Source organism: Microbacterium sp. TW_SC_2 (assembly GCF_055361165.1).
In genome coordinates, this window is record NZ_CM143952.1 from 441,458 (window position 1) to 465,437 (window position 23,980).

Genomic DNA, 23,980 nt, shown 5'->3' on the forward strand with positions numbered 1-23,980 from the left:
CATGACGTTGAAGAAACTGATGCACGATCTCGTGGATGCCGTGGACGGCGCGGGCCACGAGTTCAAGAAGGGGTTCTCCGGAGCGTTCCGCAAGCGCGGAGGCAAGCACCGCGCCGACGCCGACGCGATCCGCGGTCTCGACCGGCGTTCGTCGAACCACGTGCCGACGCACCGTTCCGACGGGAAGAAGCCCACCTCGCACGCGAAGGACTACGACATCCGTGAGGACGTGCGGCGCGGCGTCGATGCGCTCGGAACGACCCCGCGGCATCGCGACCCCGACTACAACGCCATGCGCGATCTCGGAACGTCGTTCGGCAAGGATGTCCGCCGGCTCCCCGGCGACGTGGTCGACGAGGTGAAGGGCGTGCCCGGTACCGTGCCCAAGCAGGTGCTCGAGGAGCTCTACGAGGACGCGATCGGTCAGGACGACCCGGACAAGTACGGCAAGACGAGCGAGGGTGACATGCGGTTCCTGGCGCCGGCCAGCGAGGCCGGAGACCTCGACGGGCTGAGCAACGCCGAGCTCGAGTCGCGCCTCGGCCTCGAGACCGGGTCGCTGGGCGATGCGACGGTCGAGATCAAGGTCGTGCCCGACTCCCGCTTCGTCAGCATCGAGATCTCCCGCCCCGGCGACTGACGCCGGAGGGGAAGAGGTGCCCATGGTGCACCGGGGCACCCCGCACGTACAGTTCGTGCAGGAGGTGTCGCCGTGGGGATGATGTTGCCGAACGAGCTGATCTGGGTGATGGAGAAGCTGGGTTTCGAATGGCCGGATATCGACGAGGACGAGGTGCGCCGCGGCGCGGTGATCATCGGCACGTTCCGCGATGAGCTGGAGGGCCGCCTGCAGGCCGTCGATGCCAAGGTGAACGGCGACCTCGCGTCCGCCATGCGGGGGCAGGCCGGCCCGGCGTTCGTCTCCGCCTGGAACACGAACCGGTCGCAGAACCTGCAGAAGCTGCTCGACGTGCTCGGGCCCGTCCCTCCGGGGATGGAGGTCGCGGCCGGCGTGGTCACCGGTCTGAAGATCAAGGTCATCGCCGATGTGACGACGACGATGATCGCCCTGGTCGCCATGCTGACGAACCCCATCTCCGCGGTCGGAGCGGGACCGATGCTGATCATCAAGAAGAAGCTCCTGAACGCCGCCGTCGACATCGTCGTCGAGCAGGCGCTCACCCAGGTGCTGCCGATGATCATCGAGCCTCTGGCCGAGGAACTGCCCGGCGTGATCATGGCGGCCCTGGATGCGCCGGTGGTCGAGGCCGTCGCGGGAGACTCCGACGAGTTCTACGCCGATCTCGCCGCGCTCGAGGCGGCGGAGGAAGATCTCGAGATGCACGCCGGCGACATCGAGACGCTGATCGACCAGCTGCAGGTCGATCTTTCGAGCCTGAACATCACGGGGGACTGACTGATGACGAGAATCGGCGACGAGGTCTTCCGCCCGATCATCCGCGCACTGGACGACGCACCCGTGCACCTGCGCCCGGTGGGGGACGTGCCCCGGCTGCTGAAGCGCCAGCAGAGGCGCAACCAGGACGGTGTCCACGACATCGACCAGACACCCGACGGCGTGCCCGACGCGCCGAGTTCGCCCAACCGACCGCACACCGACCGCCCCGGAGACGACGCGCCGCCGGCACGCAACGACGGACGCGATGACCGCGGCCGGTTCGTCGGTGGCGAGAACCGCCCCTGGGTCGACCGGGAGCAGATCGGGTTGGACAACGTCGCCGACAGGTTGGGCGTGGACGTCGTCCGCGACCAGGTGGCATCGCGGCACCCCCACACGGGCGACCAGATCCGCTTCTACGACGGGCTGTTCCAGAACGCCGACGGCTCCTGGACCGGCATCGAGGTCAAGAGCGGTTCGGCGAGCCGCAACCCCGCACAGAACCTGTTCGACGGAGCGGTTAGTGTAGAGACGCCCGCGATCGCGCAACTTCCGAACGTCGGGCCGATCCGTATCGTCGAAGTCATTCTGGAGAGGGTGCCATGAGCCGGCGTACCCATGTCGTGGAGTCCAACGGATTCAGTCGAGGCCCCCTGCTCGACAGCATCCGCCCCTACCCGGAGCAGTTGCGTTTCTCCCTGAACCGGATGAACGGCACCTCGTTCTGGGCGTTCAGTCTCTGGCGCGCGCCGGAGGACGCCGACCTCCTCGAGGACATCCCGCTCTCCGACGAGTACCTGCAGAGCGCGGGGACGGCAGAGGCGCTCACCATCGAGATGCGTGTCGTCGACGATGCGGGTGTCGCGCACCAGTACACGGTCGGCAAGCCCGGCGGAGAGCCGGACGGCGAGCCGACCGAGGTCGTCCGATGGGATGAGGGGCGCCACAGCACGACGGTGCACCCGCACGAGGTGTTCACCGCCGACGAGGCCGCCGAGGTGTTCTTCGCGTACTTCTCGACCGACACGGTGCCCTCCTCCTACACGCTGCGGGAACTCGACCTGACGCGCTGACCTCGCGCCTCGGCGCCCGGTGGGAAGTGCTACCCATGGTGCGACCCGCGTGCGGAAAGTACCTTCGTTGCAGGAGGTCGAGCCGTGGGAATGATGTTGCCGAACGAACTCGTCTGGGTGATGGAGAAGCTCGGATTCGAGTGGCCGGATATCGATGAGGACGAGGTCCGCAAAGGATCTGTCCTCGTGCGCGATCTCGGCAACGACCTGGAGGATGCGATCCAGGCGGTCGACCGGAAGATGAACGGCGACATCACGGCGGCGATGCGGGGGCAGACCGGCCCGGCCACCCTGGGCGCCTGGAACACGAACCGCTCGCAGAACCTGCAGAAGCTGATCGACATCATGCCGCCGGCGGCCACCGCGATGGACGTGGGCGCCGATGCCATCTTCGCGCTCAAGATGAAGGTCATCGTCGACGTGTCCTCGACACTGATCACGCTCGTCGCGATGCTCACGAACCCGATCACGGCGGCCGGGGCCGGTCCGATGCTGCTGATCAAGAAGAAGCTGCTGAACGCGGCGGTCGACATCGCGGTGGAGCAGCTGCTGATGCAGCTGGCGCCGATGGCCATCGAGCCGCTCGCCGAACACCTTCCTGCCGTGATCGACGCGATCCTCGATGCTCCGATGGTCGAGGCGACCGCGGGCGACTCGGACGAGTTCTACGCCGATCTCGCGGCGCTCGAGGACGCGCAGTCGGCGATGAAGGTCCATGGGGCCGACATCCAGACGATCACGTCGACCTTCTTCGCGGAGTTCTCGGCACTCGATTTCGGAGGGGATGACTGATGAGCGCGATCAAGCCCATCATCCGGGAGCTCAAGCAGGCGGCCCTCAAGGGCGGGGTGCACGCCCGGGACCGGCTGCACCAGCTGACCGACAACGTGAACGACCACCTCGACACGGTCGTCCGCCAGGTCAGGGACACCGACCGGTACGACGGCACGGTCGATGTCAGCCTCCGCCGCTTCAACCGGAACAGAGACCACGACTCCGTCGAGTACAACCGGCAGTACACCGAGCAGATGGACACGCTGCAGTCGATGTCGGCCGGAGACTGGCTGCGGAACCGCATCGACTACCTCGAGAACGGACGCACCTCCGACTCTCTCCGCGCCCAGCAGAACGCTCGCGACGCCGCGCTCGACAACCGCATCAACGAGCTGCTCGATGCCGATGAGAACCTCGACTACGACGACGCGGTGTCGGCGGCCGAGAACTGGATGAGGGGCCAGGCCGCGACGCACCGCCTGGACGGGATCGCGGGCGGTGACGTGACCGACATCTCCGGTGTCGGCGACAGCCGCATCAACTCCTCGCTCGGGTCGCAGTGGCGGTCGCGTGTGGGCGACATCGACAACGCCATCATCGATTTCGTGAACCGGAACCCCGGCGTCAATCTCGACGACGTCTCGATCAACGTCGTCCTCCGATAGGTTGGAAAGCATGGTGGAGATCGCTGATTTCGTCACGCACGCGCCCGTCCCGGCCCAGATCGTCGAGGAGTACCGCGGCCGGGTTCCGGACGAGCTCGTGGAGATCTGGGAGAAGTACGGATACGGCACCTTCGGGGCGGGGTTCCTGCGGGTGATCGATCCGAAGCAGTACGAGGCCGAGGTGGGGGACTGCATCGGCAAGACCCAGGGCGACGGCATCGCGATCCCCATCCTGGTGACGGGGCTGGGCGATCTGATCACCTGGGAGCCCGACACCGGTGTCGTCGGCATCCTCTACCGCGAGGGCCGTACGCGCGGACTCGGCGAGCTGCGCACCTTCCTCAATCTCGTGCGACGGGGCGGACCCGCCCACCTGTCCCGGGCGCTGAACTGGGACATCTTCCCGAAGGCCGTCGCCGCGCACGGCGAACTGCCGTACGACCAGTCCTTCATCTTCGTGCCGCTGCTGTCGCTCGGCGGACAGGCCACGGTGGAGAACCTGAAGAAGCGCGAGACCATCGCGTCGATCCAGGTGGCCGTCGACCTGCAGGGCGTCATCGGGCACTGAACGCACGCTGGGCGAGCGGTTTCCGTCCCCTCCATGGCAGTATGTTGCGCGGGGGGTATTTTCGTGACTGAGGTGGATGCTGCAGCGCAACTCGAGCGAGTCGACGTGTCGGACGGCGAGGTGGCGCCATTGCGCCTCGAGTTCGCGGGCGAGTGGCACGATCTGCCCGTCGACCGGCCGTTCATCATCGGGCGGGAGGGCGATCTCGAGATCGACGACAACCCGTATCTGCATCGGCATTTCCTCGAGCTCCAGCATCGCGACGGACTCTGGTGGCTCGCGAACATCGGTGTGCGTCTCGCGGCCACGATCTCGAGCGCCGGCGGGGCGGTCCAGTCCTGGCTCTCTCCGGGGGCGCGCATGCCCCTCGTCTTCGAGCGCAGCGTGATCGTCTTCACCGCGGGTCCCTTCACCTACGAGCTGAGCCTGCACACCGAGCAGGCGCCCTACGAGGTCTCCCGACAGGTCGAGTCGTCGATGAGCGGTGAGACGACGGTCATGCCGGCCAGCTTCACGGCCCTGCAGAAGCAGCTGATGGTCGCGCTCGCCGAGCCCATGCTGCGGCGCGAGGGCGTGAGCATGAACGAGCTGCCGTCCTCGAGCGACGCTGCCCAGCGGCTCGGCTGGACGATGAGCAAGTTCAACCGCAAACTCGACAACGTGTGCGACAAGCTCGACCGCATGGGGGTCCAGGGTCTGCGCGGCGGACCCGGGAAGCTGGCGACCAATCGCCGCGCCCGCCTCGTCGAATACGCCGTGACGTCGCAGGTGGTCACGCGTGCCGACCTCCCGCTGCTCGACGACGAGACGCTGCGGACGCAGAGCGACTCCGACAGCGACTGACGGCGCGATCGAGCCGTTCGGTCAGCGCACCGCGTCGGCGAGGTGCCGCGCGTTGTGGTTCAGGACCTTCACGATGATGCCGTGACGGCGCAGGTCCGAGACGGTGCGCGCACTCTCCTCGGGATCGCGGCCGAGCGCGGCGGTCGTGGCCACGACGACGACGTCGCCGGGCCGGAGCGTCGAGATGAGTCGCGTGAGGCGGTCGCTCCAGCTCTCCAGGATGTCGGGGGCCGGATGCCGGAAGCCGTCGATCTGCACGCCGAATCGCGTCAGATCCTCACGCTGTTCGACCACCGGAGGCATGCCCTCGCGGGCGACGACGAGTCCGACCAGGCGGGAACCGGTGGGGCGGGCGAGCCACCAGTCGCGGTTCTGCTGCATCTCGGTGAAGCACTTGGGGCATTCCGCCGCCGCGTGGGGCAGGTGCAACGGGCTGGTCAGGGCATCGTCGACGGATGCTGTGGCCTTCATCGGATCGATCGTCTCGCTCATCGCGCACCTCCGTCTCCATTCTGCCCTGTCGCGCACCGTTCTGTCCGGTGCTGCGCGGTGGTGACGTGCGCGTCGTCGAGCGCGGCCGTCAGAGCAGGCCCAGCGCGCGGACCGTCTCCCGCTCGTCGAGCAGCTCGGCGACCGAGGCGTCGATGCGTGCACGCGCCCAGTCGGTGACCTCGAGGCCTTCGACGATCCGCCACTCTCCGCGGATCGCCTGCACAGGGAACGAGGAGATGAGTCCTGCGGGCACGCCGTATTCGCCGTGCGAGACGACGGCGGCCGAGGTCCAGTCCTCGGTGCCCCGCACCCAGTCGCGCACGTGCTCGATGGCCGCGTTCGCGGCGGAGGCGACCGAGGAGGAGCCGCGTACCTGGATGATCTCGGCGCCCCGCTTCGCGACCCGCGGGATGAAGACGTGCTCCAGCCAGTCCGGCACGTCGTCGACGAAGGCCCGGAGCGCCTCCGCCACCGGCGCCCCGCCGACCGTCGCATGCGAGACGTCGGGGAACTGCGTCGCGGAATGGTTGCCCCAGATCGGCACACGCCGCACGGTCGAGACGGGAACCCCGAGGATCTGCGCGAGCTGAGCGCGGGCACGGTTCTCGTCCAGACGCGTCAGGGCGCTGAAGCGCTCGGCGGGGACGCCGTCCGCGGAGGCCGCCGCGATGAGCGCGTTGGTGTTGGCCGGATTGCCGACCACGGCGACGCGGACACCGGGAGCGGCGTGCGCGGCGATCGCGGCACCCTGCGGACCGAAGATCCCGGCGTTGGCGGCGAGCAGATCGCCGCGCTCCATCCCGGGCCCCCGCGGGCGCGCGCCCACCAGGAGGGCGAGATCGGCGCCGTCGAAGGCCACCGCCGGGTCATCGGTCACCTCCACGTGCTCCAGCAGATCGAAGGCGCCGTCCTGCAGTTCGAGGGCGGCGCCCTCCGCCGCGCCGAGTCCCTGAGGGATCTCGAGCAGTCGCAGGCGCACCTTCTCGTCGGGGCCGAGCATGTCTCCGGCGGCGATGCGGAAGAGCAGGGCGTAGCCGATCTGTCCGCCGGCACCGGTGATCGTGATCGTGGTCGTCATGACCCGAGCCTACGTCGCATCGAGGGTGGGCGTCCGGAGTAATCTCGGTCTCATGACCTTCAATCCCGATGCCGACATCTCCGGCAACTCGACCCGCCGCCGGGGGCGCAACGCTGCCATCGTCGGCGGCTCCGGCGTCGGCCTGCTGGGCCTCATCGCGTTGATCGCCGGCCCCCTCCTCGGCATCGACCTCACGGGTCTGCTGGGTGGCGGCGCGGCTCCCGGCGGCGGAGCGGGATCGAGCGGCGAGTCGGTGATCGAGGACTGCAAGACGGGGCAGGACGCGAACGAGGACGTCGACTGCCGCCTCGCGGGCGCGCAGGTCGCGCTCGATGCCTTCTGGACCGAGAACGTGACCGCCTACCGGGCTCCCGCGATGGTCGTCGTCGACGGTGCGACGTCGACGCGGTGCGGCACGGCCTCCAACGCGGTGGGACCGTTCTACTGCCCGCCGGAGGAGGCGGTCTACATCGACCCGACGTTCTTCTCCCTCATGCAGCAGCAGTTCGGGGCATCCGCCGGAAACCTCGCCCAGCTGTACATCGTCGGGCACGAGTGGGGCCACCACATCCAGAACCTCACCGGTGACATGGAGCGCTACCCGAACAACGGCACCGGCCCCGGCAGCAACGGTGTGCGGATGGAACTGCAGGCCGACTGCTACGCGGGTGCGTGGATCGGACGGATGACGGAGCAGCAGGACGCCGACGGCGACCCGTATCTGATCGCCCCGACCGAGGCGGAGCTCACCGATGCCCTGAACGCGGCGTCGACGGTGGGCGACGACAACATCCAGGAGCAGTCGGGTGCCGTCAATCCCGAGAGCTGGACCCACGGATCGAGTGAGCAGCGTCAGTTCTGGTTCGCGAACGGCTACCAGAACGACATCGACGTGTGCGCGGAGGCGTTCACCCTGAGCGAGAGCGAACTGGGCTAGCGCTTCCGCGGGTTCAGGCCCGCAGGGCCTGCGCGAGCGTGCGCACGAGACCCGGGATGCTCCCGCTCGCCCGGAACCGGGTCAGCCCCTCGCTCACGAGTGCGCCGGTGCGGGACGAGACGAACCATGGCGGCTTCGGAAGGATCGTGAAGCGGCCGCCGCCGTTCAGGATCGGCAGAGAACGCGGGAAAGGGCGGAAGGGCGCCCGCAGGACCGAGCGCTCGACACTGTCCAGCAGAAGGGCATTGTGCACGACGCCGATTCCGCTCCCGACGTCGGCCAGCGTGCCGCCGGGGAACGCGCCCCAGGTGAGCGTGGGGGTGATGAAGGAGAACGCGGTCCATCCGTTGATCGCGATCGAGCCGTAGCGCAGCGCCGCGACGGCACGCTCGAAGCCGGCGCCGAGTGACCGCTCCGTCGCGGGATCGATGAGCAGGTTCGCGCCCAACGTGCCCTCCAGCTCGTCGTTCGCGTAGGTGACGGCGGCGTCGAGGAATGCCTGCCCGTCGCCGGGCACCGACACCACGCCGAGGACCGGAGCGAAGTACTCCGTGTTCTGCAGGGCGGTCGCGTCGTCGTCGGGGCCGAGCTCCACCAGCACGCGGTCGCCGAGGATGAGCGCATCCGGGTAGGTGTCGGCGGCCTGGTGCATGCGCTGGGCGGCTCCGGGGTACCAGACGGGGCGCTCCGGGGCGCTCGCATAGGCCCGTCGGAGAGCGGCGCGGAAAGCATCGGCCTGATCCCAGTCGGACGACAGGATCACGACCTGACCGGCGATGCAGTTGTGTCCGCTGTTCTGCAGCCGCATCGTGGCGATGTGCTCGGCGTGGTACGTGAGATCCGCGTCGGTCCACCGGCCGGGCACGACGATGATCGGTGACACGCCGCCCAGCTCGGCCGTGATCGGCGTGGTCAGCAGTGGTCGGTTCTCGTTGCGTCGTCGGGTCACCGCGGCCTTCTGCGCGGGTGATCCGGTGGAGGGGCCCCACACGATCGCGTCGAAGGTGGCGGCCGACCCGGTGATGTGCACGTGGCAGAGGCCCGGATGAGCAGTCAGGTGGGCCCCGACCGCGGGGCCTCCCCGCGCGATCCGCAGGAAGCCGGGTTCGATCAGCGGTGCCAGGGCGCGCAGGTACACGGGGACGAGCGGGTCCTGCGTGGGATTCACCTTGAGCAGCGCGGTGCGATTGTGAGCCAGCAGCTCGTACAGCACGTCGAGCACCGGGATGGAGGTGACGTTGCCGGCGCCGAGCACGAGCCCCGCACCGCCGGATGCCGTCGGGGTGCGCTGGGCGAGGCCGGCGGCGGCGCGGGCGGCCCGCGGGGAGATGCCCGGCTCGAGCCAGACCTCGCCCGTGTAGCCCGACAGCAGGAAGCGGTCGGTCCCCGTCACCGGGAAGGCGTGCACGCGGGTGCGCCCGCCGGGTGCGCGGTCGATCCGGATGCCGTCGAGGGGATTACCCCCTCGGGCGAGGCGGGACAGCGTCTCGATCAGGGCATCGAGGGCGCCGAGCACGCTGTAGGGCCCGCCGAGCCACTCTTCGCCGCGCAGCGGGTGCGCATCGTCGAGTCCCTTCGACGCGGCGGCGGTACGCGCCCAGTCCTCGGCGGCCGCGGCGACGCTCGCGCGGACCGACCGGAGCAGGGTGGCGCGCTGCGACAGCGCGAGCGCGGACCACGTGCGGGCGCCCGTGTTCAGGTCGGCGATCGCGGCGTCCAGGCGAACACGCTCGTCGTCGTCGATCTCGGATGCTGCGGCGGGGGCGGCTGAGGTGGTCGCGGAAGTCATCGGCGTCTCCTTGATGCGGGCTCCCAGCTTAAGCTCCCTCTCTTCCTCTCTGCCGAGCGGCCCCTCTCTGTGCGACCGGCCCCTCTGTGAACGCACATAAGGGGGTGGCTCGGGCAGAAAGGGGCCGGTCGGCGAGGAGACAAGCAGCGAGAGAGACGCAGGGAGTTCAGGGGAAGTCGGTGCGGCGCAGGCGGTAGCGGTGCAGGGGGAGGAGGCTGGCGAGCATCAGGACCGCGGGCAGGATGCTGAAGCTCAGCACGATGCCGGTCACGGCGGCATCCGATTGTGTGACGGCGGCCCCCGCGACCGTGGACACATACCCGGTCGCGGCGAGCACGAGCGACACCGTGGTGGCTCCGACCGCGAACCCCACCGTCTCGCCCGCCGTCCAGATCCCGGTGAAGGTACCGGCCTGACCGGGCCCGCTCGTGCGCTCGTCGTAGGAGATGACGTCGGGGAGCATCGCCATCGGCAGCGACTGCAGGCCGGCGTAGGCGATGCCGGCCACGGCGACCGAGGCGTAGATCCACGCACCGGGGGCGCTGACGGCGAGAACGAGGGATGCCGCGGCGGCGGCGAACAGGATGCTGGCCATCGCGAACGCGCGCTCCTTGCCCACGCGGCGGGCGATCGCGGTCCAGGCCGGGGCGGCGAGCAGCGCAGGACCGACGAGTGCCACGAAGATGAGCGTGACGGCGTCCTCCGAACGCAGCACCCACGTCGCGACGTACTGCGCGCCGGCGAGCATGGTCCCGGTCGCCAGCGCCTGCAGCAGGAACGTGCCGAGCAACGTGCGGAACGGCCGACTGCGGCGCAGTGCGCGGAAGCCCGCGACGTACTGCGCGCGGATGCCGGCGGTCGGCGCGACGGGCGAGCCGGAGGGTCCGGTGCGAGCCCCCGTGGCATCCGCCGCCCTCGCCGCGAGGAGCATGCCGATCCCGATGGCGACCCCGGCCACCACGCCCATGATCAGATATCCCGCGACGCGGTCGGTGCCGGCGGTGCGCAACGCCGGTCCACCGGCGCCGAACAGCAGGATCGCCGCGGTGAGCACGACCACGCGCCAGCCGAGCAGCCGGGTCCGCTCGTCGTAGCTGTCGGTCAGCTCAGCGGGCAACGCGACGTAGGGCACCTGGAACAGGCTGAACGCCGTCGCCGTACCGAGGAACGCCAGCAGCACGCAGGCCGCCCCGGCACCGGCCCCCCAGCTCGGCGGCACCGCGAACGTCGCGACGAAGAACACGGGCAGCGCGAGCGCGCCCATCACCATGAAGCCGCGGCGGGATCCGGTGCGCGCGAGCTGACGATCGGAAGCCGCGCCGATGAGCGGATCGATCACCACATCCCAGACCTTCGCCGCCGTCACGATCAGGCCCGCCGCCAGCGCAGCGACCCCGAGATGATCGGTGAGGAAGTACGTCAGGACGAGACCCGGAAGCGTGGCGTAGCCGCCGGTGCCCACGGATCCGATCGCATACCGGACGACCGTGCGCGCGGGAAGACGGACGGATGCCCGCTCGGATCGAGCCTCGGTGCTCATCGCGCCAGTGTAGCGACGCGGCGCGGGCTCAGATCAGGGAGAGCTCGCGCAGCTTCGACTCGACGTCGGCGTTCGACGGCTCGACATGGTGCGAGGAGTCGGGGTAGACGACCACCGGGATGTTCATACGGCCGCTGATGTCCTTGGCCACGTCGGCCGCGGCCGGCTCGGCGACGAGGTCGATGTAGGTGTAGTCGACGCCGAGTTCGTCGAGCTGCTTCTTGGTGCGGATGCAGTCGCGGCACCAGTCGGCGCCGAACATCGTGATCGTGGATTCATCGAGTGAAGTCATACGACAAGGCTAAGCGTGCCCGGCTGGGACGACGTCGAGAGCCACCACGTCCACACGATGCATTGCGAGTTAGGGCAGCCTTACCTATGCTGTCTCTCATGAGTGCATGCGAGCATCTGAGCGACCCGGACTGGGAGCACCTCGACGGACCCTTCCTGATCGCCGGAGACGCGGCCGATGCGGCGCTGATCGCCGCGATCGCCGCCCGACTGCCCTGGGACGCGCAGGGCAGCATCGTGTTCGAGGTCGCCGACTCCGACCGGACACAGCGTCTCGAGGCACCCGACGGCGTCGAGGTGAGGTGGTTGCGTCGAGGGGAGGGGCGTCGGCCGCACGCGCCGGGGGAGCGATTGGTGAACGCCGTGCACGCGTGGTGCCTCGAGTGGACCTGTACAGAGCCGCCGGCGCGCTGGACCGTGTGGCTCGGGCCGCACACGCCGCCGCATGTGGCGAGGATGGCCCGGAGCCTTCTGGGCGTCGCGCGCTGACCAAGAGGCGGTCTGCGGGCGCCCGGTGTCAGCGGGAAGCGGCCAGAGCCGGAATGCTCGCGTTCGCCGTGATCGCATCCAGCGCGCGCCGCAGCGACGAGCTGGAGGTGTGCGCGGTGTACGGGAAGTACACGACCTCCACGCCCACCGCCGAGAAGTCGCGCTCGAGGCGCAGTCCCTTCTCGGTGCCGCGCCAGTCGTCGCCCTTGAAGAAGTGCGTGAACCGCACCTCTTCCCACGCGTCCATCTTCGACGGGCTCGTCTCGACGTGCACATCGTCGACGAACGCGATGTGACGGACGATCTCCGCGCGCTCCGACGTCGGGATGACGGGCTCGATGCCCTTCACCTGACGCAGCATCTCGTCACTCACGACACCGGCGATCAGAACGTCGCAGTGCTGTTTGGCGTGACGGAGCAGATTCAGATGTCCCACATGGAACAGGTCGAAAGCCCCAGCGGCATAGCCGATACGCGTAGCCATGATCTCCCCAGATCAGTGATTCCCCAGAAGGCGGATCCCCATCCGCCCAGCGACTCCCACAGCCGCATCGGCCCAGCCTAGCGGATGAGTCGGCACACGCGCGAGCCTCGAACGTCGCAGGCGCCGCCGGCCCCGGTTTCCGCGCGCACAGAACTCCGTGCGACGATGGGTCTGACAAGGCGGATCGGGGCGGGAGGACGGCGCGTGGGGACAGCGGTCACGGTCATCGTGCCGACCTTCAACGAGCGCGACAACGTCGCGGAGCTCGTGCGCCGAACGGGCGCTGCTCTGCACGGGCGCGACGCGGAGATCCTGTTCGTCGACGACAGCACCGATGACACGGCCGACGAGGTCGCGCGCGTCGCGATCGATGCCGCGCTGCCGGTCCGCGTCATCCATCGCACCGAGAACACCGGCGGGCTCAGCGGTGCCGTCGTGGTCGGTCTCGCCGCTGCGGCAGGTGACGTGTGCATCGTCATGGACGGCGACCTCCAGCATCCCCCCGAGCTGCTCCCCGAGCTGATCGATCGGCATGCCGAGGGCGATGCCGATCTCGTCGCCGCCTCGCGGTACGTCGGCGGCGGCGACACCAGTGGACTGGGCACCGCCGTGCGCTTCGGGGTCTCCCGGGCGGCGACCTGGCTGACCCGGGCGATGTTCCCGATCCGCCTGGCGCGCAGCTCCGATCCCATGACGGGGTTCTTCCTCGTGGACCGCACACGCCTCGACGTGTCCGCGCTCAGACCCCAGGGCTTCAAGGTGCTGCTCGAGATCCTCGCGCGCAACGATCTGCGCATCGCCGAGATCCCGATGGAGTTCGGGGAGCGTCGACACGGCACGTCCAAGGCGAGTCTGCGGCAGGGCGCGACCTTCATCGCCCACCTCGCGCGGCTGCGGTTCGGCAAGATGTCCCTCTTCGCGACGATCGGTGTGATCGGCGCGCTCGCCAACCTCGGGATCATGTGGGTGCTCACCCTGGTCGGGGTGCCCTACATCTGGGCCGCGATCATCGGCGCCGAGGCCACGATCATCGGCAACTTCATCCTGCAGGAGCGCTTCGTCTTCGCGGACATGCGCACCGATGCCCGCGCCCTCGGGACCCGATTCGTCACGTCGTTCACGTTCAACAACGTCGAGGCCGCCGTCCGCATCCCGGTCATGGCGCTGATGGTGGAGACGTGGCACATCTCGAGCGTGCTGGCGACCGGGCTGACGCTGATCGTCGCGTTCGTCGCCCGCTTCCTCTTCCACTCGCTCGTCGTCTACGCCCCGCGGCGCCCGAAGACCGGCACGGAGCCGAACGCGGACACCGCCGCGGTCCGCGCGATCCGTGCGATCGACGCCGAGGCGCTGCGGCCGGGAGAACTCTAGACGGTCGGCGCCTCGGCGGCCGCCGCCGCGAGGTACCGGGCGAGACCCGCGTCCGCCGGGCGCGGCGTCCATCCGGTCGCGGTGATGCGGCTGAGGTCCAGCACGCTGTTCCGCGGTCGGGGGGCGACGGGGCCGGTCTGGTCGGCGAAGTACTCCGCGGTGGTCACGGGCTGCACGCTCGCCTCGTCGTGGCCGGTCAGACGGTAGACGTCGCGGGCGACGTCGGCCCAGGACTGCGCCCTCCCGCCTCCCGTCACGTTGTAGACGCCGGAGACGGGGCGAACGGTCAGCAGGTGACGGATCGCGGAGGCCAGGTCGGCCGTGAAGGTCAGCCGTCCGATCTGATCGCCGACGACGCGCGGGGCGACGCCGCGGGCGGCGAGCGACGCCATCGTGCGGACGAAGTTGCGACCCTCTCCGATCACCCAGGAGGTGCGCAGGATGTAGTGGCGTGGCACCGTGCTCACGACCGCATCGCCCGCCGCCTTCGTCTGCCCGTACACGCCGAGGGGTCGCACCGGATCGGTCTCGGTGTAGGGCTCGGTGTTCGTGCCGTCGAAGACGTAGTCGCTGGAGACGTGCAGGAGCGTGACGCCGTGCTCGGCGGCGATGCGCGCCAGGGCGGCGACGCCGGTCACGTTCGCCGCCCAGGCCTCCTCGCGGCCTTCCGGCGTCTCGGCGAGATCGACCGCCGTGTAGGCGGCGGCGTTGATGATCGCGTCGTACTCGCGCCAGCGTCGGGCGGAGGCGAGATCGGGGCGGCGGAGGTCCAGCGTCGCGCGCGTCGCGTACTCGATGTGCGCGGCATCGCCGAACTCCGCGTGCAACGCGAGGCCGAGCTGACCCGCAGCCCCGATCACCAGGACCTTCTTCGGACCGATCGGCGTCACGTCCCCGAGGCGAGGATGGGCGAGGTCCTTGGCCGAGATCTCGACCTCCGACAGGGGGATGGGCCACGCGATGGCCGCCGTCTCATCCGCCAGATTGAGGAAGGAGTAGGCGGCATCGGGCGACCAGTGATCGTTCACCAGATACGTGTAGGCGGTGTCCGGCTCGAGCGTCTGGTAGGAGTTCCCGACGCCGCGCGGCACCAGGATGGCGCGCGAGGGATCGATCTCGGCCGTGAAGACCGTGCCGAACGTCTCCCCGGCGCGCAGATCGACCCACGCGCCGAAGATCCTCCCGGTCGCCACGGACACCCACTTGTCCCAGGGCTCCGCGTGGATCCCGCGCGTCGTGCCGACGGCGTCGTTGAACGAGACGTTGTTCTGGACCGGCCCGAAATCGGGCAGGCCGGCGGCGACCATCTTCTCCCGCTGCCAGTTCTCCTTGAACCAGCCCCGCGAGTCGCCGTGCACGGGGAGGTCGACGAGGAGCAGACCCGGGATCGGCGTCTCGGAGATCGCGAGCGCCTTTCCGAACGCGGTCATCACTGTCCCTTGCCGGCGTAGAACGATTCCGTGGCGTCCTTGGAGGGCGCCCACCAGTCCTCGTGCGCGCGGTACCAGTCGATCGTGGATGCCAGCCCCGATTCGAAGTCCGAGAACTGCGGCTGCCAGCCCAGCTCGCTACGCAGCTTCGTGGAGTCGATCGCGTATCGCAGGTCGTGGCCGGCGCGATCGGTGACGTGGTCGTAGGCGTCGGCGGGGAGCCCCATCTGCGCGAGGATCAGCTCGACGACCGACTTGTTGTCCTTCTCGCCGTCCGCGCCGATCAGGTACGTCTCACCGATCGCGCCCTTCTCCAGGATCGTGAGCACGGCCGACGAGTGGTCGTCGGCGTGGATCCAGTCGCGCACGTTCTCGCCCGCGCCGTAGAGCTTGGGGCGGATACCGCGGATCACGTTCGTGATCTGACGCGGGATGAACTTCTCGACATGCTGGTACGGCCCGTAGTTGTTCGAGCAGTTCGAGATGGTCGCCTGCACCCCGAAGGAGCGGACCCAGGCGCGTACGAGCAGATCGCTGCCCGCCTTGGTCGACGAGTACGGCGACGAGGGGTTGTACGGCGTGTCCTCCGTGAACCGCTGCGGGTCGTCGAGCTCGAGGTCGCCGTACACCTCGTCGGTGGAGATGTGGTGGAAGCGTCGGCCGTGGCGGCGCGCCGCTTCGAGCAGGGTGTAGGTCCCGATGATGTTCGTGTCGAGGAACGGCCGCGGGTCGTGCAGGGAGTTGTCGTTGTGCGATTCGGCGGCGTAGTGCACCACGGCGTCGACGGTCGCGAACAGCGAGTCGACCAGCGGGGCGTCCGCGATGTCGCCGTGGACGAACTCGACCCGGTCGGCGGGGAGACCCGCCAACGACGCCCGGTTGCCCGCGTAGGTGAGCTTGTCGAGCACGGTGACGTGCGCATCCGTGTGCGCGACGACATGGTGCACGAAGTTCGATCCGATGAAGCCGGCACCACCGGTCACGAGCAGGCGGGTCATGCGTGGCCCCTCTCCAGAAGCGCGAGCAGGTAGGAGCCGTAGCCGGACTTCACGAGCGCCTCCGCACGGGTCCGCAGCTCGTCGTCGTCGAGGAATCCCTGTCGCCAGGCCACCTCCTCCGGCACCCCGATCTTCATACCGGTGCGGCGCTCCATCGTGCGCACGTAGTCCGCGGCATCCGTCATCTGGTCGAAGGTTCCCGTGTCGAGCCAGGCGGTGCCGCGCGGAAGGACTTCGACCTGGAGCTTGCCGCGATCGAGATACTCGCGATTGACATCCGTGATCTCGTACTCGCCGCGCGCACTCGGCGCCAGGTTCCTGGCGATCTCGATCACGTCGTTGTCGTAGAAGTACAGGCCGGGGACGGCGTAGTTGCTCTGCGGTCGCTTCGGCTTCTCCTCGAGCGAGACGGCCTGTCCTTCTCCGTCGAAGGAGACGACGCCGTACGCCTCCGGCTCGGCCACCCAGTACGCGAACACCGCGCCCCCGTCGATGTCGGCGAAGCGCTTCAGCTGTGTGCCGAGTCCGGGGCCGTACAGCAGGTTGTCTCCGAGGACGAGTGCGACGCTGTCATCACCGATGAAGTCGGCGCCGATCGTGAACGCCTGCGCGAGGCCGTCGGGGGACTCCTGCTGCGCGAAGGTCAGGGTGATGCCGAACTGCGACCCGTCTCCCAGCAGGCGCTCGAAGTGAGCGGCGTCGTGCGGGGTGGTGATGATCAGGATCTCGCGGATGCCGGCGAGCATGAGGGTCGACAGCGGGTAGTAGACCATCGGCTTGTCGTACACGGGGATCAGCTGCTTCGAGACGCCGAGCGTGATGGGATGCAGACGTGTGCCCGAACCGCCCGCAAGAATGATGCCCTTCATGATCCCCCTCGTGAATATGTCGTGCCCGTGGTGGCGTCAGGGAACGGACAGCATCCCCCGAAGCGTCCACCACGACCCCCACAGTCGTACCGCTCGACTCTAGCGGGTCGGGCCGGGCACGGCCGGGGAGGAGGCGGCGCACCTCACCCCGGGCCCGGGCGCGGGATCCGGGGGATGCCGCCCCGGCGCCGCGACGTCTTCCAGCTTCATGGGGTATGGTGCCCAGCGGGGAGGGACCAGAACTCGTGTGGTTCCCGCAAGACGCATCCGTGACGGTCGACACCGCGACGGATGTCACAGGGATCGCCTGAGTTCGCTGCCAGAAGCAAGATCCCCCACGAAAAGGCCCCGGCTCCCCCCTATGACTTCGTTCCGCAAGACCGCGCCCTCGCGCTCGTCGAACCGTCCGTTCCTCCCTCGATCCCGCTGGATCGCGATGACCACCGCTCTCGTCATCGGCGCTCTCGCCGTCCCGTCGCCGGCCGGTGCCGCCGTCGCTGCGGCATCTCAGCCGCAGAGCGCGCTGGCGTCCGCCGCCGATCCGAGTGCGCCGGACGCCGAGGGCTCCCCGACGTGGACCGACACGTTCACGCGATCCTCGACCGGAGGGTGGGGCGACGATTACGTCTCGCGGCCCGCCTCCGACGCCTCGGTCTCCGAGGACGCGGGCGCGATCGCCGTGCGCGGCGGCAACAGGAGCATCCACGTCGCCACGACGGCGGAGGCGGCCGATGCGACGGTCGGTGCGACGATCCGCTACTCCGCCGTGCCCACCGCGGGCTACGGCGCCACGACCATCGTGACGACCCGCAACGGTGATGACGGATACTACGGCGCGCGGTTCCGCCTCGACACCCGGTCGCGCGGCGTTCTGTCGATCGCCCGATACGACGCGAACGACACCCAGACCGTCATCCGGCAGGATCTGCTCCTGCTCGACGAGGTGCCGGCGGGTGCGGCGGTGCGCGTCGAGATCGACACCGCGGGCACCGACGAGGTCAGGGTGCGTGCGCGCGCCTGGCTCGCCGGCACCGATACCCCGGACTGGCAGATGTCCGTCACCGACGGCTCCGCCGATGCTGTGACGGACGGGGGCACCCCCGGGATCCAGACCTACCTGTCGCCCGGAAACCCGGCGATGACCGTGCGCGTCGATGACGTGAGCGTGGAGTCAGCGGACGTGCCGCCGACCACCCCGACGACTCCGACCCCGGAGCCGACGACCCCCACGACCCCGGTGCCTCCGACGACGCCGGTGCCTCCGACGACCCCGGTGCCTCCGACGACGCCGGAGCCGCCCACGACGCCGGAGCCCCCGGCCTCCACCGGCACCGCCGGGTCCGTCCCTGTCGGCGACTCGTCCTACCCCGCCCCCGCGGGGGCGATCTACGTCGTCCCCGACGGCTCTCGGGCGTCCGGATCGGGGACGAAGTCCAGCCCCGTCGCGGGTGCGCAGCGGGCCATCGACGCCGCCCCCAGCGGTTCCACGCTGGTGTTGCGCGAGGGTGTCTATCGCGAGAGCGTCACCGTGCCGTTCTTCAAGAAGCTGACGATCCAGTCCGCGCCCGGTGAGGCGGTGTGGTTCGACGGTTCGCGTCCGGTCACGGGCTGGTCGCAGTCCGGTAGCGCCTGGGCGGCTCCCTGGAGCACGTTCTTCGATTCGCGCGTCTCGTTCAGCTCGGGCCAGGACGAGACGAGCTGGTGGGTCAACGGATCGAACCCGATGGCGGGCCACCCGGATCAGCTGTGGATCGACGGCGCACCGCTGACGCAGGTCGGCAGCCGTTCGCAGGTGTCGACCGGAACGTTCTTCGTGGATCGCAACGCCAAGCAGATCGTCGTCGGCACCAACCCCAGCGGCCGCCTGGTCGAGGCGAGCGCGCTCGCGAAGGCCATCAAGGTCCAGGGCGAGGGGACGACCCTCCGCGGCATCGGCGTGCAGCGCTACGCCACCACGGTCGCGCTCCTGGGCGCCGTCAGTGCCGAGGTCGACGACCTCACGCTGGAGAACATGGTGATCCGCGACAACGCGACGGTCGGGCTGTTCGTCTGGAACGACGACAAGACGCTGCGCAACCTCACCGTCACCGGGAACGGCCTGCTGGGCATCGCCGTGAACGACGCCGACGATCTCCGCCTGCAGGATTCGCTCGTGACGGGGAACAACGCCTCGAGATTCAACTACACCCCGGTGGCCGGCGGAGTGAAGATGTCGCGGGCATCGAACGTCACCGTCTCCGACAGCATCATCTCCGACAATGTCGGGTCCACCGGTCTGTGGTTCGATGTCTCGAGCTCGAAGCTCACCGTCACCGACAACGTGTTCGAGGGCAACGGGAGGGAGGGGCTCGAGATCGAGCTCAGCCAGACCGCGACCGTCGCCGGCAACTACATCATCGGCAACGGCAACAGCGGTGTGTTCGTCTTCGACTCCGGCGACGTCGACATCTGGAACAACACCATCGTCGGCAACGGACGCACGATCACGTACATGCAGGACGAGCGCCGGCAGGAGGTCTCGAGCCTCCGCACGCTGATCCCGTGGGTCACGAGCGACGTGATCGTGCGGAACAACGTCCTCTCCTACGGCGGCCAGGCGTGCCCGATGCTGGTGCAGGATCTGACCACCACCTGGTACGGCGGGCAGTTCGGCATCTCGCAGGACGCCAACCTCTACCACCGGACCTCCGCGTCGTCCCCCGCGAACTTCGCGTGCTGGGCGGACGGCCCGAAGGGCACGCGCGGCATCACGACGATCGAGGAGTTCCGCGCGCTGACCGGGAACGATGCGAAGTCCGTGCTGGTCGAGGGCGCACCGATCGTCGATCCCACCACGTGGAAGCTCACGGCGGCGAACCCCGGTGTGGGCATCGTGGCGCTCCCCGGCAAGGTGGCGGACGCGCTGGGCGTGTCTCTGCAGACGCGCACGCTCGGCGCTCCGAATGCACCCGTGACCGCACGCTAGACCTCGTCGGCTGACGATGCCCGAACGGCGTCGTCAGCCGACGAGCACCATCCGTCGGCGCAGCCGGCCCGAGCGCAGAGCGTTCGTGAGTGAGACCGTCGCCAACCCGCGCCTGTCGTACTCGTCGAGGACGTCGGAGATCAGCGCCGCTCGGTCGAACGGCGTGATCTCGGGGTCGTCGACTCCGTCCGCCGCCCCGGCACGCGCGTCGTGAGCGAGGACGATCGCCCCCGCGACGATGCCGGAGGTCGCCCGCGAGATCCGCTCCCCGTGCTCCGCATCGCGACCGTCGAGGACACTGGTGGTCCAGAGCACCGGCATCATCCCGGAGCGACGCACGGCCCACCACCGCGACGGGGACAGGGCGCCGTACGGCGGACGGTACCAGCGGATCGGAACACCGGCCGAGGCCTCGAGCTCCGCGCGTGCGTCGCGCAGCATCCGCGACGCGGCTGAACGGGGGTACGACGTCAGTCGTCGGTGGTCGGCGCCGTGCAGTGCCACCTCGTGGCCCTCCGCCACGATCCGGCGGACCAGCTCGGGGTGCGCGCGCGTGCGGGTGAGCAGCACGAAAAACGTGGCCGTCGCTCCCCGGCGCGACAGTTCGTCGAGGATCCGAGGGGTCCACTCCGGATCCGGCCCGTCGTCGAGGGTGAGGACGACGACCGGTCGGGCGGTCCGCACACCGACGACGGAGCGGAACACCGGCGACAGGGTGCGCGCAGCGCGACGCAGCACGGCCCCCGCCCGTCGGAGACCGGGTCGTGGACGGACGCCTTCGCGGGCGTACTCGGGAGCGGCGGCGCCGAACACGCCCTGGATGAGCCCGATTCCCCGCTGCACATCCCGCGCCCCGCGGGCTCGGTGCGCGAGGGATCGCGACATCTTCCCGACGATGCTCTTGCGGATGCCCCGCGCGATCCAGACGACGCCCTTGAGCATGTTCCGCACCCGCGCGACCCCTCTGCTCGCGGGGGAGTGAGCCAGGCGCAGATCGATCACCGACTGGGTCTGCCCGTGGTGCCGCGCGCGTGCCAGGGCGAAACGGCGTGTGGCCCGCCCCTCCTCGAGCGAGTCCTCGGCGACCGATGCCGGGCACGCGACGACGTGGCCGCCGGCGCGGACGATCGCGCGCGTGAACAGGGTGTCCTCGCCGCCGGAGAGGCCGAGGGACGAATCGAAGGCGATGCCCGCCGCGCGGACCTGCGCGAGATCGAGCAGGAGGTTTCCGGCCCCCGCCGCCGGAAGCAGCTCGCCGTCGCCTCGGAGCGGACGCGCGAACAGGCCGGACGCCAGCACCCAGGGGTCGGTCCCCACCGGGAAGTCGGTCTGCACGTGGCCGGCCACGGCGGCTGCGCCCGTGCGGCGCCAGGTGTCGACGAGCGCGCGCAGCCAGAGGGGACGGGGGACCTCGTCGTCGTCGATGAACGCCAGGAGGTCGAAGTCCGCGGTCACCTCGAGCGCATGCTGGCGGGCGGCCGCGATCCCGGGCGTCGGCTCCGGTGCGTATGTCACCCGGACCCCCGACGGCGGCGCGGCGGACACGTCCCGGGCGCTGCCGTCCGGGTCGTTGTCGATGACGAAGACCTCCACGACATCGCTCGCCTCGAGCTCGGCGAAACGCAGCGGGAGCACCGCCAGGAGGCTGCGCAGACGTGCCGGTCGACGGTACGTCGGGATCGCCACGGCGATCCGGATTCCGTCGGTCACCGCCCGGCCCGCCGCTGGGCGGCCGCAGCGTGGAAGGCAGCGGAGTGCGCGGCTCCCACCGTCGACCAGTCGCGCTGCGAGAGGTCGGGTGCCCCCTCGAGGCCGGCCGCGATCGCGGTGCGCACGCGGGACAGATCGGCGTCGGTGAGCTCGCCGTCGAACAGGTGCACCCACTGCTCGCCGACCTCGACCGCGAGCGCCCGGTTGACCTCGTTGTCGGGAACGAGGATCGGGCGGGCCACCGACAGGGCGGCCAGCGCCGTGCCGGAGTTGTGCATATGCCGGTACGGCAGGACCACGATCTGGGCCTCGGACATCCGGGCCACCAGCTCGGCATCGTCCAGGAAGCGGAAGTGGAAATCGATGCGGTCGTCGTCGGCGGCGAGGGCCGTCAGCTCGGCAGCCAGCTCGTCGGTCGACGGGCGTCCGGCGACCGAGAGGCTCGAGCCCTCGGCGTCCAGCGTGCGGAAGGCGTCGATCAGTTGCTCGACTCCCTTGTAGCGGCGCACCAGTCCGACGTAGCCCATCCGCCCGTCGATCGCGGCGGGCGTCGGGTGCGGTGCGAACCAGTCGCGGTAGTGGCCATGGAGGATCGTCCGTCGCGGCTGTCCCGCCGGGAGCGGAGTGTCGTCGTTGAGCGTGATCGTCAGCGTGGTCAGGCGATCCACGGCATCCAGCAGCAGGAGATCGATGCGCGCCATGTCCGAGGGGCGCTCGAGGTTGTGCAGCGTCCGGACGATGGCGACCTTCGTCAGGCGTGCCCTCAGCAGGAAGAGCGCGGTGAGCACGCGCCGGGCGATCCGGCCGGACAGGCGGTGACCGCCGACGAGGAGCTCCGGCCAGTGCACGTGGAGCACGTCGAGACGTCCGAGGAGGGCGCGCTTCCAGCTGAAGAACGACAGCTCGATGCCCGGCGTGCGCTCGAGCGCCTCGCAGAGCTGCACGAGGTACGGGTTGGTCGTCGGACGGAGGCGGGTGAGCGATTCCATCACGACGAGGGGACGCCGTCGGCCGCTCCTGGCCGTGGCGTACCAGGAGCCGACGATCGCGGGCAGGCGGTCCTCCGCCCACCGCCGGTGCGCACGACCCGGCTCGTCGGACGAATCCCGCAGCGCTTCTGCGAGCCGGTCGGGCAGGCCGGGAGCCGTCGCCGACACGACACGAGCGTTCACGTCGGCGAGGGTGGGCGGCCCGCCGAGGTCGAGGCAGACCACGGGGAGCCCCATCGCGCTCGCCTCGCCCACGATCCACCCGGCCTGGTCGTGCATCGACGGGAAGAGCAGCGCATCGGCCGCGGCGAGGGTCGCGAGCGTCTCGGCGCGGGGGAGGTGCCCGCGGAAATCGACGCGGTCGGCCACGCCGAGCTTCCGCGCGAGTCGTTGCAGGCGCGCCCGCTCGTAGCCCTCGCCGAGGATCAGGAGTCGCCATCCGTCCGCCGCGGGCCGCGAGATCGCATCGATCGCGAGGGCCGCCCCCTTCCACGCCAGAAGGCGACCGGCGAAGACGGCCGTCTTCCCCGTCTCGCTCCCGCGATGGGGCGGGATCTCCTCGGCGAAGGCCGCGTTCGGCTCGACCACGACGTTCCGCGCCCGGTGGAACCGCCGGGCGACATCGGGATTCTGGGCGACCACGAGAGCGGCCCGGCGGGCCGTCGAGTCTCCCCAGATCGCGCGGGGGAGGGCGGTGAGCGCCGTGCGCGCGAGTTCGGTCACGGTGCCGCGCACGCCCAGCCAGCGGCTCAGCGCGGAGATCGGCACACGACTGGCGCCGCCGACCGGACCCCAGACGACCGGCACGTCGAGCCGGGCGATGCCGCACGGCAGCCAGTCGTTCGCGAAGCTGACGTGGTGCGCGACGTCGAACCCGACCTCGGCGTGCAGACGTGCCGCGGTCCTGCCCGCCAGGCGCTGCCACAGCGCGTAGTACCAGTAGAGGTCCCAGCCGCGCCTCTTCCAGCGCATCACGCGGGCGGGGAGGTCGATGTGCACGACCGTCACCCGGGCGGCGAGCTCGGGTGATGCGGCCAGCGCCGACGCGAGCGAATCGCGAAAACGCTCGCGGGTGAGGATCCAGACATCGCCGGTCTCGGCCGCGGCCCGGGCGAGGGCCCAGCCGGCGGATGCCTCCGGGCCCTGGTCGGGACCGCAGGCGTAAGCGCTGATCAGGACGCGAGGCCGATGTTCTCCGTTCGGAGGGTCGACGAGGGTCATTGCAG

At 69.8% G+C, this 23,980-nt stretch carries 23 protein-coding genes; 12 read left to right on the plus strand and 11 right to left on the minus strand.

Annotated features, from left to right (window positions below; genetic code table 11):
• The first annotated feature begins 1 nt into the window (after position 1).
• The 8 genes from ACWA14_RS02090 to ACWA14_RS02125 all read left to right on the plus strand — a co-directional run bounded on the left by ACWA14_RS02090 (position 2) and on the right by ACWA14_RS02125 (position 5,322).
• Positions 2-640: a hypothetical protein gene (locus ACWA14_RS02090; RefSeq protein WP_463795809.1), complete on the plus strand. Its 639-nt coding sequence runs from the start codon at positions 2-4 to the stop codon at positions 638-640.
• 78 nt (positions 641-718) lie between these two features.
• Positions 719-1,417, plus strand: coding sequence for a WXG100 family type VII secretion target (locus ACWA14_RS02095; RefSeq protein ID WP_463795810.1), 699 nt, complete (start codon positions 719-721; stop codon positions 1,415-1,417).
• A 3-nt stretch (positions 1,418-1,420) separates the two neighbouring features.
• Complete coding sequence (locus ACWA14_RS02100) at positions 1,421-2,005, plus strand: hypothetical protein (protein WP_463795811.1); 585 nt, start codon at positions 1,421-1,423, stop codon at positions 2,003-2,005.
• Positions 2,002-2,472 carry a hypothetical protein gene (locus ACWA14_RS02105; protein ID WP_463795814.1) on the plus strand — a complete coding sequence of 157 codons (471 nt, stop codon included), beginning with the start codon at positions 2,002-2,004 and terminating at the stop codon, positions 2,470-2,472. Before ACWA14_RS02100 ends, ACWA14_RS02105 begins: the two co-directional genes overlap by 4 nt.
• 90 nt (positions 2,473-2,562) lie before the next feature.
• Positions 2,563-3,264, plus strand: a complete 702-nt coding sequence (locus ACWA14_RS02110) for a WXG100-like domain-containing protein (protein ID WP_463795816.1) — start codon at positions 2,563-2,565, stop codon at positions 3,262-3,264.
• Entirely contained in the window at positions 3,264-3,911 is a 648-nt protein-coding gene (locus ACWA14_RS02115) for a polymorphic toxin type 15 domain-containing protein (RefSeq protein ID WP_463795817.1), read from the plus strand. Before ACWA14_RS02110 ends, ACWA14_RS02115 begins: the two co-directional genes overlap by 1 nt.
• Before the next feature lie 10 nt (positions 3,912-3,921).
• Entirely contained in the window at positions 3,922-4,479 is a 558-nt protein-coding gene (locus ACWA14_RS02120) for a GAD-like domain-containing protein (RefSeq protein WP_463795818.1), read from the plus strand.
• A gap of 120 nt (positions 4,480-4,599) precedes the next feature.
• Positions 4,600-5,322 carry an FHA domain-containing protein gene (locus tag ACWA14_RS02125; RefSeq protein ID WP_463797476.1) on the plus strand — a complete coding sequence of 241 codons (723 nt, stop codon included), beginning with the start codon at positions 4,600-4,602 and terminating at the stop codon, positions 5,320-5,322.
• Positions 5,323-5,343: 21 nt separating this feature from the next.
• On the opposite strand, the gene ACWA14_RS02130 is transcribed toward ACWA14_RS02125, so the two are convergent.
• Together ACWA14_RS02130 and ACWA14_RS02135 are read right to left on the minus strand one after the other, a co-directional pair.
• A complete protein-coding gene (locus ACWA14_RS02130) occupies positions 5,344-5,814 on the minus strand; it encodes a recombinase family protein (RefSeq protein ID WP_463795819.1) in 471 nt (156 codons plus the stop codon).
• Between the two features lie 88 nt (positions 5,815-5,902).
• Positions 5,903-6,892 carry a malate dehydrogenase gene (locus tag ACWA14_RS02135; RefSeq protein WP_463795821.1) on the minus strand — a complete coding sequence of 330 codons (990 nt, stop codon included), beginning with the start codon at positions 6,890-6,892 and terminating at the stop codon, positions 5,903-5,905.
• 52 nt (positions 6,893-6,944) lie between these two features.
• Here ACWA14_RS02135 and ypfJ point away from each other — a divergent pair, with 52 nt between their 5' ends.
• On the plus strand, positions 6,945-7,829 hold the full coding sequence (ypfJ, locus tag ACWA14_RS02140; RefSeq protein ID WP_463795822.1) for a KPN_02809 family neutral zinc metallopeptidase: 885 nt from the start codon (positions 6,945-6,947) through the stop codon (positions 7,827-7,829).
• 13 nt (positions 7,830-7,842) lie between these two features.
• Here the strand turns inward: ypfJ and ACWA14_RS02145 are convergent, their stop codons facing one another.
• The 3 genes from ACWA14_RS02145 to ACWA14_RS02155 form a co-directional block, all read right to left on the minus strand.
• The gene (locus ACWA14_RS02145; RefSeq protein ID WP_463795823.1) at positions 7,843-9,618 is read right to left on the minus strand and encodes an aldehyde dehydrogenase family protein; all 1,776 of its coding nucleotides are present in this window, start codon (positions 9,616-9,618) and stop codon (positions 7,843-7,845) included.
• Positions 9,619-9,784: 166 nt separating this feature from the next.
• Positions 9,785-11,158 carry an MFS transporter gene (locus ACWA14_RS02150; RefSeq protein ID WP_463795824.1) on the minus strand — a complete coding sequence of 458 codons (1,374 nt, stop codon included), beginning with the start codon at positions 11,156-11,158 and terminating at the stop codon, positions 9,785-9,787.
• Positions 11,159-11,186: 28 nt separating this feature from the next.
• Positions 11,187-11,450: a glutaredoxin domain-containing protein gene (locus tag ACWA14_RS02155; protein ID WP_463795827.1), complete on the minus strand. Its 264-nt coding sequence runs from the start codon at positions 11,448-11,450 to the stop codon at positions 11,187-11,189.
• A 98-nt stretch (positions 11,451-11,548) separates the two neighbouring features.
• On the opposite strand from ACWA14_RS02155, the gene ACWA14_RS02160 reads away from it, so the two are divergent.
• The gene (locus ACWA14_RS02160) at positions 11,549-11,938 is read left to right on the plus strand and encodes an SIP domain-containing protein (RefSeq protein WP_463795829.1); all 390 of its coding nucleotides are present in this window, start codon (positions 11,549-11,551) and stop codon (positions 11,936-11,938) included.
• A 28-nt stretch (positions 11,939-11,966) separates the two neighbouring features.
• Here the strand turns inward: ACWA14_RS02160 and ACWA14_RS02165 are convergent, their stop codons facing one another.
• Positions 11,967-12,422 carry an FAD synthase family protein gene (locus tag ACWA14_RS02165; RefSeq protein WP_463795831.1) on the minus strand — a complete coding sequence of 152 codons (456 nt, stop codon included), beginning with the start codon at positions 12,420-12,422 and terminating at the stop codon, positions 11,967-11,969.
• 165 nt (positions 12,423-12,587) lie between these two features.
• On the opposite strand from ACWA14_RS02165, the gene ACWA14_RS02170 reads away from it, so the two are divergent.
• Positions 12,588-13,793, plus strand: coding sequence for a glycosyltransferase (locus ACWA14_RS02170; RefSeq protein WP_463795832.1), 1,206 nt, complete (start codon positions 12,588-12,590; stop codon positions 13,791-13,793).
• Here the strand turns inward: ACWA14_RS02170 and rfbD are convergent.
• Genes rfbD through rfbA form a run of 3 tightly spaced genes read right to left on the minus strand, consistent with a single transcriptional unit; the run spans position 13,790 to position 17,090 of the window.
• On the minus strand, positions 13,790-15,223 hold the full coding sequence (rfbD, locus tag ACWA14_RS02175) for a dTDP-4-dehydrorhamnose reductase (RefSeq protein WP_463795834.1): 1,434 nt from the start codon (positions 15,221-15,223) through the stop codon (positions 13,790-13,792). The genes ACWA14_RS02170 and rfbD overlap by 4 nt on opposite strands.
• A complete protein-coding gene (gene rfbB, locus ACWA14_RS02180; protein WP_463795835.1) occupies positions 15,223-16,221 on the minus strand; it encodes a dTDP-glucose 4,6-dehydratase in 999 nt (332 codons plus the stop codon). The genes rfbD and rfbB overlap by 1 nt, the downstream gene beginning before the upstream one ends.
• On the minus strand, positions 16,218-17,090 hold the full coding sequence (gene rfbA, locus ACWA14_RS02185) for a glucose-1-phosphate thymidylyltransferase RfbA (protein ID WP_463795836.1): 873 nt from the start codon (positions 17,088-17,090) through the stop codon (positions 16,218-16,220). The genes rfbB and rfbA overlap by 4 nt, the downstream gene beginning before the upstream one ends.
• Positions 17,091-17,451: 361 nt before the next feature.
• Here rfbA and ACWA14_RS02190 point away from each other — a divergent pair, with 361 nt between their 5' ends.
• Positions 17,452-20,055 carry a right-handed parallel beta-helix repeat-containing protein gene (locus ACWA14_RS02190; protein WP_463795837.1) on the plus strand — a complete coding sequence of 868 codons (2,604 nt, stop codon included), beginning with the start codon at positions 17,452-17,454 and terminating at the stop codon, positions 20,053-20,055.
• Positions 20,056-20,088: 33 nt separating this feature from the next.
• Here ACWA14_RS02190 and ACWA14_RS02195 read toward each other — a convergent pair whose 3' ends face one another.
• Both ACWA14_RS02195 and ACWA14_RS02200 read right to left on the minus strand, forming a co-directional pair.
• A complete protein-coding gene (locus ACWA14_RS02195) occupies positions 20,089-21,765 on the minus strand; it encodes a polysaccharide deacetylase family protein (protein WP_463795838.1) in 1,677 nt (558 codons plus the stop codon).
• A complete protein-coding gene (locus ACWA14_RS02200) occupies positions 21,762-23,975 on the minus strand; it encodes a glycosyltransferase (RefSeq protein ID WP_463795839.1) in 2,214 nt (737 codons plus the stop codon). Before ACWA14_RS02200 ends, ACWA14_RS02195 begins: the two co-directional genes overlap by 4 nt.
• Between the last annotated feature and the right edge of the window lie 5 nt (positions 23,976-23,980).